6 protein-coding genes and 1 rRNA gene are annotated in these 4,945 nt (G+C 69.4%); all 7 read right to left on the bottom strand.

Annotation, left to right across the window (positions count from 1 at the left end; all coding sequences use genetic code 11):
* Positions 1–45: 45 nt before the first annotated feature.
* The 7 genes from ACFWM7_RS33545 to rrf all read right to left on the bottom strand — a co-directional run bounded on the left by ACFWM7_RS33545 (position 46) and on the right by rrf (position 4,795).
* Positions 46–144, bottom strand: a complete 99-nt coding sequence (locus ACFWM7_RS33545; protein ID WP_003948845.1) for a 30S ribosomal protein bS22 — start codon at positions 142–144, stop codon at positions 46–48.
* Between the two features lie 131 nt (positions 145–275).
* Entirely contained in the window at positions 276–488 is a 213-nt protein-coding gene (locus ACFWM7_RS33550) for a helix-turn-helix domain-containing protein (RefSeq protein WP_003968329.1), read from the bottom strand.
* Between the two features lie 128 nt (positions 489–616).
* Entirely contained in the window at positions 617–1,432 is an 816-nt protein-coding gene (locus ACFWM7_RS33555) for a phosphatase (RefSeq protein WP_383268094.1), read from the bottom strand.
* A gap of 133 nt (positions 1,433–1,565) precedes the next feature.
* Positions 1,566–2,735, bottom strand: coding sequence for an acetoin utilization protein AcuC (locus ACFWM7_RS33560; RefSeq protein ID WP_383268097.1), 1,170 nt, complete (start codon positions 2,733–2,735; stop codon positions 1,566–1,568).
* Positions 2,704–3,906 (bottom strand): MFS transporter, encoded by a 1,203-nt coding sequence (locus ACFWM7_RS33565; protein ID WP_383268099.1) that lies wholly within the window; start codon positions 3,904–3,906, stop codon positions 2,704–2,706. Before ACFWM7_RS33565 ends, ACFWM7_RS33560 begins: the two co-directional genes overlap by 32 nt.
* A gap of 56 nt (positions 3,907–3,962) precedes the next feature.
* A complete protein-coding gene (locus tag ACFWM7_RS33570) occupies positions 3,963–4,607 on the bottom strand; it encodes an HAD family hydrolase (RefSeq protein WP_383268102.1) in 645 nt (214 codons plus the stop codon).
* Between the two features lie 71 nt (positions 4,608–4,678).
* A 5S ribosomal RNA gene (rrf, locus tag ACFWM7_RS33575) occupies positions 4,679–4,795 on the bottom strand.
* Positions 4,796–4,945: the final 150 nt, after the last annotated feature.

The following is a 4,945-nucleotide window of genomic DNA, read 5'->3' on the forward strand; positions in this document are numbered from 1 at the left end:
CGCCAGGACGGCGGGAGGGCTGCGGATCTCACGAACTGCGTTCGCTTACTTCTTGTTGCGACGCTGAACGCGCGTGCGCTTGAGCAGCTTGCGGTGCTTCTTCTTGGCCATCCGCTTACGCCGCTTCTTGATAACAGAGCCCACGACTACCCTCGCTCACTTCTTCTTCACTGGTGCGGGGCGTCTGGGCCCACACGACCTACGTCGGCCTAGCCTACCCGCCACCGTCCGAGGGACGTAATCCGCAGGCAACCCCGGCTGATCCCAGGCTGACGTCAGGCTGATTCCACCCCCACAAAGGACTCGCGGAGATACGCGTGAACCGCTTGCTCCGGCACCCGGAAGGACCTGCCCACCCGGATCGCCGGCAGATGACCGCTGTGCACCAAGCGGTACACGGTCATCTTCGACACTCGCATGACCGAGGCGACTTCCGCCACGGTCAGAAACTTGACCTCGTTGAGAGGCCTCTCGCTGCCAGCAGCCATGACCCACCTGTACCTTCCGCACCGGACGCGCACCGGCTTCCCCTCCGGTGACTCTTCGTCGTTGTGCGCTCACTCCCCAGATTAGGGGCGGGTGGTGCGAGTGGGGAAGAGGGGAGCCGATCGACGGCTTACTGTGACAGACAGGCCCGATTGAGCACATAGCGCGTCAACGGCCGGTAGAACGGCGCCCGTACGCCGTCGTCGAGCGGAACCACCACGGACACCCGCCCCTCCGCCTCCCCCACGAACAGCGCCGGATCGTCCGTGTCCGCCGGCCCGATCGCCTCGATCCCCAGCTGACCTGCACCGCAGACCCAGCCGTGATCCCCGATCACCAGATCGGGCAGTACCCCGAGCCGCTCCGCCGCGTCCTGGAGCGCGAGCCGCACCGGAAGCGGCGAATGCGTGTGCGCGCCGGTCTCGCCCCCGGTGGGCCGCCCCCCTGGTTCGCGCACCAGGGCAACACCCCGTACGTAGTCGAGGTGGTACGTACGTACGCCAAACCGGGTCGTTATGTCGACACATCTCCCCTGCGCGGGGGTGAGAACAGGACACCCCGCCGCCGACAGAGCGTCTGCCAGCCCGGCGTAGAAACCGAGCAACCGGTGCGGATGACCGGTCCCCAGCAGCACCGGAGCCCGCCGCTCGGCCACCAGCGCCAGCCGCTCGGCGAACGCGTCCAGCGCGGCCACCGTCCGCTCCGGGTCGATCGCGTCGGGACCGCTCACATGCGCCGGGTCCGCCGAGACCCCGCACCGGTCCGCCATCAGCCGCAACAGCTCGCCCTCGCCCCAGGCCCGCTCGGGCGCGAGCCCCAGCATCACCCGCGGATCCCGGGCGGCGAACAGCCGGTAGCTGCGCAGACTGGTCTCGCGCGACGTGGCCACGGACCCGGCCAGCCGGGCCGCCAGCAGATGGGCGCGCAGCGCCGCGGTGCTCAACACCCCTGGGATGCTGCCGTATCGCGGCGCCCGGCGAGCCGGAATCCCGGTACGCCCCACCGTTGGCGTAACGCACGGCACAATGCCCCGGGGCGTGACCTAGGAATCACCCCCCACAGCGCGAAGGGCTCGTGACCTAGGTCAGCAGCCCCCGCAGCGGGAAGGAGGCCTTCCGGGACGCCAGCACCGCCTGGTCCAGCCGGTCCGCCGGGTCGTACCCGTCCTCCCACGCCTGCCACGACGGCGTCCGCCCGTCTGTCATCCGGCCCGGGCCGAGCTGCCGCGTACGGGCGTAGACGAGATCACGCCAGGACGGCGGCACGACCGACTCCGGGTCCACGGGAGCGTGGGCCGCGATCCCGACGAGATGCGTCCACGACCGGGGTACGACATCCACCACCGCGTAGCCACCGCCGCCGAGCGCCACCCACCGCCCGTCGGCGTGCTCGTGGGCCAGCCGGTGGCAGGACTCCATGACCGCCCGCTGCGCGTCCAGCGACACCGCGAGGTGGGCGAGCGGGTCCTCGAAGTGGGTGTCCGCCCCGTGCTGGGTGACGAGCACCTGGGGCCGGAAGTCGGCCAGCAGCTCGGGCACCACCGAGTGGAACGCCCGCAGCCACCCCGCGTCCCCGGTCCCGGCCGGCAGCGCCACGTTCACCGCCGAGCCCTCCCCCGCCCCGGCCCCGGTCTCCTCCGGCCACCCGGTCTGCGGAAACAGCGTCCTCGGGTGCTCGTGCAGCGAGATCGTCAGGACGCGCGGGTCCTCCCAGAACGCGGCCTGCACGCCGTCCCCGTGGTGGACGTCCACATCGACGTACGCGACCCGCTCCGCGCCCAGCTCCAGCAGCCGGGCGATGGCGAGGGCCGGGTCGTTGTAGACGCAGAACCCTGCGGCAGAACCCGGCATGGCGTGGTGCAGCCCCCCGGTGAAGTTCACCGCGTGCTCGGTCTCCCCCCGCCACACGGCCTCCGCCGCCCCGACGGACAGCCCGGCGATCAGCGCGGACGCCTCGTGCATCCCGCTGAACGCCGGATCGTCCACGGTCCCGAGCCCGTAGTTCTGGTCAGCGGCCCGCGGATTCGCGGAGGCGGCCCGCACGGCCGCCACGTAGTCCTGCCGGTGCACGAGTCTCAGGCTGGAGTCCCCCAAGGGCCTGGCCGACCGCAGATCCACCGCCGTATCGAGCCCGAACGCCCGCACCAGCCCCATCGTCAGGGCGAGCCGGACCGGGTCCATGGGGTGGGTGTCCCCGAAGTCGTATCCCGTAACTGCGTCATCCCACATCAGCTGTGCGCGGCCGCTCATGCCCGCCACCGTATCGGGCGGGCTCCGGCCCGAACGCGCGGGCATACACGAGCGTCGCCAGCACCAGAACCATCGGTACGAGCATGGCTCCGCGATAACTCCACGCATCGCCCAGAGCGCCCACGAGCGGCGAACCGACCAAGAACCCCACATAGTTGAAGATGTTCAGCCGGGCCACGGCAGCGTCGCTGTTCCCCGGGAACATCCGCCCGGCGGCGGCGAAGGTCTGCGGCACGATCACGCAGAGCCCGAACCCGAGCATCGTGAATCCGAGCATCCCCACCCACGCCCCCGGCGCGACCGCCACGACAGCGAACCCGCCGGCCGCCAGGAGACTCCCGCCCCGCACCACGGCGACGGCCCCGAACCGCCGCACCCCGAGGTCCCCCACGGCCCGCCCCAGCAGGGTCGTCACCATGTAGACGTTGTACGGAACGGTCGCGAGCTGCTCCGAACTGCCCAGCACGTCCTGGAGGTACTTGGCACTCCAGTTGGAGACGGTCGAGTCCCCGATGTACGCGAAGGTCATGACGAGGCAGAGCGGCAGCAGCAGCTTGAACGACAGCGCCCCGCCCGGGCCTCCGGACCCGGCGCGGGCCTCCTCCGGGCGCTTCCCTTCCGTGTACCACCGGCTCCCGATCAACGCGGCGGGCAGCAGCACCACCACGACGGGCAGGTAGGACGCGAGCAACGACAGATCCCACCGCGCCCCGACCCACGCCAGGGACGCCCCCGCGATCCCGCCGAGGCTGTAGGCGGCGTGAAAGCCGGTCATAATGCTACGCCCGTACGCCCGTTGGAGGCTGACGCCCAGCATGTTCATGGACGCGTCCAGCGCCCCGACCGCCAGCCCGAACACCCCGAGCGCGACGGCGACGTGCCACATCTCCCGCCCGGCGCCCACTCCGAGCAGAGCAAGGAGGACGAGCGGCTGGGCCCACCGCAGGACGACGCCGGGCCGCACCCGGACGACAAGCTTCTCGATCGCCACGCTGCCGGCCCCCGCCAGGATCGGGACAGCGGCGAGGAAGATGGGCAGCAGACCGTCGGATATCCCGTACTGGTCCTGAATGGCGGGGATACGCGTCACCAGAAGAGCGAACGCCACGCCTTGAACGCCGAAGCTCAGCCCCAGGGAGGCCCTGCCGTGCCGCAAGCCCGCATCAGTCATGGCCGCGAGCGTAGGGCCAGCCACTACCCGTGGGTAGATGGATCAGTCGAGCAGTTTCAGGCCAGCAGCTCGGGAAGCTGGGACATGTCCGAGAAGTGCCCGGTCACGCCGGTGAGCCGGTCCGCGGGGACCATCGACGTGAACCCGTACACGTCCATCCCAGCCGCACGCGCCGCTTCGACCCCGAGCGGGCTGTCCTCGATGACGACGCACCGCTCCGGCGCGACGCCCATGCGCTCGGCGGCGTGCAGGAACAGGTCCGGCGCCGGCTTGCCCCGCCCGACGTCCTCCGAGCTGAAGATCCACTCCTCCTCGAACCACTGGTCGATCCCCGTCCTGCGGTGCCCGACCCGGATCCGCTCGTGGCTCCCGGAGGAGGCGACGCAGTAGTCCACCCCGTTCGCGACGAGCTTTCCGAGCAGCTCCTCGACCCCGTCGACCGCCACCAGCTCCTGCTGGAATGCGGCGAACGTACGGGTGTTGAGCGTGGAGTCGAAGTCCTCGGGCAGCTTCTGCCCGGTCCTCTCCTCGACGAGATCGTGGACCCGGTGCACGGCGGACCCCATGTAGTCCCGGAGCGATTCCTCGTACGAGGTGGGGTGACCGAGCTCGGTCAGGTAGCCGGAGAGGACGGTGTTGGCGAGCGGCTCACTGTCGACGAGCACACCGTCGTTGTCGAAGATGACCAGTTCGTAGCGCATGGTCCGACCCTAGACGTTCAGAACGCAGAAAAGCCCCGCACCATACGGTGCGGGGCTTTCCCGGAAAAATTGTTCGGCGGCGTCCTACTCTCCCACAGGGTCCCCCCTGCAGTACCATCGGCGCTGAAAGGCTTAGCTTCCGGGTTCGGAATGTAACCGGGCGTTTCCCTAACGCAATGACCACCGAAACACTATGAAATTGAGAACACCGGTGTTTTCACGGCTGTTCATTATTTCAGAACCAACACAGTGGACGCGAGCAACTGAGGACAAGCCCTCGGCCTATTAGTACCAGTCAGCTCCACCCCTTACAGGGCTTCCACATCTGGCCTATCAAC

This window comes from Streptomyces sp. NPDC058375 (genome assembly GCF_042723425.1).
GTDB lineage: Bacteria > Actinomycetota > Actinomycetes > Streptomycetales > Streptomycetaceae > Streptomyces > Streptomyces durocortorensis.